The 4,264-nt window shown below is 71.6% G+C and carries 5 protein-coding genes; all 5 read right to left on the bottom strand.

Features of this window, described 5'->3' with window-relative positions:
• Window positions 1-86 precede the first annotated feature (86 nt).
• Genes ACTIGN_RS16810 through ACTIGN_RS16790 form a run of 5 tightly spaced genes read right to left on the bottom strand, consistent with a single transcriptional unit; the run spans window position 87 to window position 4,115 of the window.
• The gene (locus tag ACTIGN_RS16810) at window positions 87-377 is read right to left on the bottom strand and encodes a hypothetical protein (protein WP_439625867.1); all 291 of its coding nucleotides are present in this window, start codon (window positions 375-377) and stop codon (window positions 87-89) included.
• A gap of 19 nt (window positions 378-396) precedes the next feature.
• A complete protein-coding gene (locus ACTIGN_RS16805) occupies window positions 397-1,287 on the bottom strand; it encodes a TIGR02996 domain-containing protein (RefSeq protein ID WP_439625865.1) in 891 nt (296 codons plus the stop codon).
• An 8-nt stretch (window positions 1,288-1,295) separates the two neighbouring features.
• The gene (locus ACTIGN_RS16800; RefSeq protein ID WP_439625863.1) at window positions 1,296-1,907 is read right to left on the bottom strand and encodes a TIGR02996 domain-containing protein; all 612 of its coding nucleotides are present in this window, start codon (window positions 1,905-1,907) and stop codon (window positions 1,296-1,298) included.
• A gap of 5 nt (window positions 1,908-1,912) precedes the next feature.
• Window positions 1,913-2,626, bottom strand: a complete 714-nt coding sequence (locus ACTIGN_RS16795; protein ID WP_439625861.1) for a Uma2 family endonuclease — start codon at window positions 2,624-2,626, stop codon at window positions 1,913-1,915.
• 55 nt (window positions 2,627-2,681) lie between these two features.
• The gene (locus ACTIGN_RS16790) at window positions 2,682-4,115 is read right to left on the bottom strand and encodes an MBL fold metallo-hydrolase (protein ID WP_439625859.1); all 1,434 of its coding nucleotides are present in this window, start codon (window positions 4,113-4,115) and stop codon (window positions 2,682-2,684) included.
• Window positions 4,116-4,264 lie beyond the last annotated feature (149 nt).

The raw sequence follows: 4,264 nt of genomic DNA, 5'->3' as shown, positions 1-4,264 counted from the left end.
GCCCCCGGTCTCGGGGGAGAGGTCGCGACGAGGCTTTGCGAGTCGCGGGTGAGGGGGTGCGCCGCACGCGACCCGAACTGGCACCGTCACCCCGGCCCGTGTTCCGGGTAGCCGTGATAGCCGACACGTCCGGTCTCCAGGTCGACGGACACCAACAACTCGCCGCCGTCGATGACGTCCCCGTTCGCGGGGACCAGTTGGAACGTTGCCACCCACACGACGGGGTGCTTGGACGCTCGGCTCAGCCGCACCGCTGTGTCCGGGAACGTGCCGCGAAAGCGGAACCGGTCGCGGTCCGAGCGGGCCGCAACGAACGCCTCGGCCCGGCGGGTCGCTTCGGCTTCTGCCCCCGCTCTTGAGTACCGCAACCGTGCCACGGTGCCAGCTCCGTTTGCCTCACAACACCACGCGGTCACCGAAGCGCTGGGCGAGGGCGTGGCGGGCGGGCTTGTCGATGTCGGGGTTGTCGGTCAGGACCAGGCGGTCCAGGTGCGCGAGGGTCTCGGACTCGGCCAGGGCGTGCGCGCCGCTTGGGCCGATCCCGGCGTGCCGCAGCGACAGCCCCCGCAGCCGGCCCAGGTGCGGCGACGCCACCAGCGCCGCGACCCCGCTGTCCTTCACGCCACGCAGCGCGTGCTGCTGCGGGTTCAGCCAGTACCCCTCGGGATAGTTGATCGCGAGCGCCCGCAGGTCCGACAGCCGCGGACACGCCGCCACCGCCCGCACCGACACCGGGGTGATCGCCGTCGCCTCCAGCGCCAGCGACTCCAGGTACGGGAAGTGGCCCAGCCCCAGGAGCCGGTCGACCAGCTCGTCGGTCCAGTCCTCGTTCCGCACCTCCAGGTGCCGCACCTTGCGGAACGCCCGCGTCTCCAGCCCCCCGAGGATCACGAACGCCTCGAACGCCGCCGCGTCGAAGCCGTCCAGCCGCAACCGCGTGACCGGGTGCCGCGGGAGCAGCGCGAGCGTGTCGGCGGCGCGCCCGGCGCGGACGATCAGTTCGTCCACGAACCCGCGGCGGACCTCGTAGGCGGTGCGGAGTGGGCCGGCCGGGAACCCCCACTCGCCGCGGTGCCGTTCGAGCAACTCGGCGGCGCGGCGGGCGGTGGCGGCCTCGTCGGTCTCGGCCGGCTCCCCGGCGAGCGTGATCTGGAGGCGGATGAACTCGGCGCGCGCGGCCCCTGCCCCGCCGCCGTGCTCGTCGAGCCAGTCGGCGAGCGCCAGGCGCGGCGTGTCCTCCTCGGGCTGGTCGGCGATGGCCTGGTGGAGCTGGTCCGGTGTGCTCATGGGCGGCTTCAAGCGGTGCGGCGGACCGCGGCGAACCGGGCGTCGAACGCCTGACGGGTGGCCGCGCGGACGGTGTCGTCCGGGGTCGCGTCGAGGCACCGCAGGTTCCCGAGGTAGGGGCAGTCCATTAACGCACGGGTCGCGTTCTCGTTCAAGCGGCCGGTGAGGTAAAGTGCGGTCACCCGCTCGAGCCACGGCCGGTTGCACAGAGCGACCACGTTCCCGGACTTGCACGGCACCAGGAACAGCTCGCGGACCGGGGTGAGCGCCGCGAGCATCTCGCCCCGCTTGGTCACGACCGTCGCCGGGAGGTGGAAGTACTCGACGAACCCGCGGCGGAACACCCACCCGCCCCACTCGCCCGGCCCGCACCCGAGCACCTCGGCGAGCGGCCGCACCCACTCGCGGTCGTGCGCCACCAGCAGGTCGCGCTGGCGCACTTCCAGTTCGCGGCGACGCTCGGGATCGGCGACGCCGCGGGCGAGTTCGCACTGCACGCGGATGAACTCGCCGCGGGCCGGCTGGTCGTTCTCGTCGAGCCAGTCGGCCATCGCGAGCCGGAGCGTGTCGTCGTCCGGCTGGGCGATGAGCGCCTTGAGGAACGGGTTGTCGGGGCTCATGGCGGTCACCCGGGTGCGGGCGCGTCGGGGTCCAGCCCGGCCGCCCGGAGCATCGCGCGTAAGCGGTCGTTGTCCTGGACCGCCGCGTCGGCGCGCTGCTTCTCGGCCTCGGCGCGCTGCTTCTCGGCCTCGGCGCGCTGCTTCTCGGCCTCGGCGAGGTCGTTCAGCTCCTGGAACGACCGGAACCGGGTGCCATCGGGGCGGAACGCGACCAGTTCGAGCGGGCGGAACCCGAACCGCATCCCGAGCCGCGGGCTCGCGTGCCCGTCCATCTCGCGGACCGGCTCGGGCGCCCCCGTGCCGGGGTTCACCACGAACCCGACCCACGTCCCGGCCTCCGGGTCGAACTCGTAATACTCCTCGGCCCCGTGCCCGAAGTAGAACCGCCGCTTCTCCTCCATCTCGGCGTCGGTGTTGCTCGGGCCGAGCACCTCGAACACCACCTGCGGGAAGACGTTCGCCTCCTCCCAGAGCTTGTAGCTGCCGCGGTGCCCGCGGGGCCGGCCGAACGCGACGTACACGTCCGGCGCGTACCGGGCGGTCGGGTCGCGGCGGTCCACGTAAATCAGGTGGTCGCCGGCGACGAAGGCGTCGAGCGCGAAGGCGTCGATGTTGCCCTTGAGGGCGACGATGGCGTCGTACTGGCGGGTGTTCTCAGACATCGGCATCCCGTCCGAGTCGGGGAAGTCGAGTTCCGGGTCGGCGGTCGTCGTGTTCATGTAGTCCCTCACTCCGGGGGCTGACGCCGCCCGGCTCGCCGGGGCCAAACTCGCCTCACCCGATCACCACGCGGTCGCCGGGGCCGGGGACCGCGACGTCGTCGAACCCGGCGTCGCGGAGCGTCGCCGAGAGCGCCTCGGCCTGCTCCCGCTCGCCGTGGATCAGCCGCACCTTGCCGATCTTGCCCACCACCGGTCGGAGGTACGCCAGGAAGTCCTCCTTGTCGGCGTGCCCGCTGAACCCGTCGAGGTGGACCACGTCGAGCCACTTGTTCCAATCGCGGCCCTGGAACCGCACCGTCGGTTTCGGCTCCAGGAGCTTGCGGCCCACGGTGCCCGACGCCTGGTAGCTCACCAGGATGATCGTGCAGCGGGGGTCGTCCACGAGTTGTTTCAGGTGCTGCTGGATGCGGCCCGCGTCGCACATGCCGCTCGACGCGATGATGACCGCCGGCCCGGGCCGGGACGCGAGCCGGGTGCTCTCCTCGAAGTCGCGGACGTAGTTCACCCCGTCGCCGCCGAGGAGGCCGTGCCCCTCCTTCAGCGCCTGCGAGATGTCGGGCGAGAGGCTGTTCGGGTGCGCCCGGTACACCTCGGCCACTTCGGAGGCGAGCGGGCTGTCGACGTAGATCGGGATGTTCGGGATCTTCCCGGCCCGGAGCCCCTGCTGCAGCACGTGGATGATGAGCTGGGTGCGGCCGAGGCTGAACGCGGGGATCATGATCTTCCCGTCGCGGGCCACGGTGTCGCGGATCGCGGCGTACAGCTTCTCGACGGTCTCGGTGAACGACCGGTGGAGCCGGTTCCCGTAGGTGCTCTCGCACACGAGCACGTCGGCCGGGGGCACGTCGCCGGTGGGCTTGAGGATCGGGAGCCCGCGGCGGCCCATGTCGCCGCTGAACGACAGGGTGCGGTCCCGGTCCGGGCCGGCGAGGACCATGTGGATCATGGCCGAGCCGAGGATGTGCCCGGCCTCGATGAACCGGAACCGCACCCCCTTCACCGCCTCCGCGTCCCGCCCGTAGGGCACCTGCACCACCTGGTCGAACGTCTTCTCGACGTCCGAGTGGTGGTACAGCGGCTGGACCCACGGCTCGGCGTAGTTCCGGGCGATGTTGATGTGGGCCGCGTCTTCTTCTTGAATCTTGGCGCTGTCGGCGAGCATGACCCGGAGCAGGTCGCGGGTCGGCGGGGTGCAGTACACCGGGCCGCTGAACCCCTGCCGCACGAGCGTCGGGAGGTTCCCGCAGTGGTCGATGTGCGCGTGGCTGAGGATGACGGCGTCGACCTGGTTCGGGTGGAACGGGAAGTGCCCGTTCCGCTGCCGGGCCTCCTCGCGGCGGCCCTGGTGCAGCCCGCAGTCGAGCAGCACCTTACGGTTGCCGACCTCGACGAGGTGCATGGACCCGGTGACCCCGCCCGCGGCCCCCCAGAACGTGAGGGTCGGTTCGGTCGGGGGCGCGGCAGTGGGCGTGTCGGTGGGTTTCATCCCACCATTCTAACGCCCGCGGGGTCAGAGTGGGCAGTGGGGAGTGGAGAGTGGGGAGTTCGACCGAGAAGACGAAAGAGAAATGCGGTTTGTCGCTGCGGATGCGACGGCGGATGGTAGCCAGGGGTGCGGCCCGCTTCGGGCAAACC

This window comes from Gemmata sp. (assembly GCF_051859125.1).
Lineage (GTDB): Bacteria > Planctomycetota > Planctomycetia > Gemmatales > Gemmataceae > Gemmata.
This window is presented reverse-complemented; position numbering and strand designations above follow the sequence as displayed.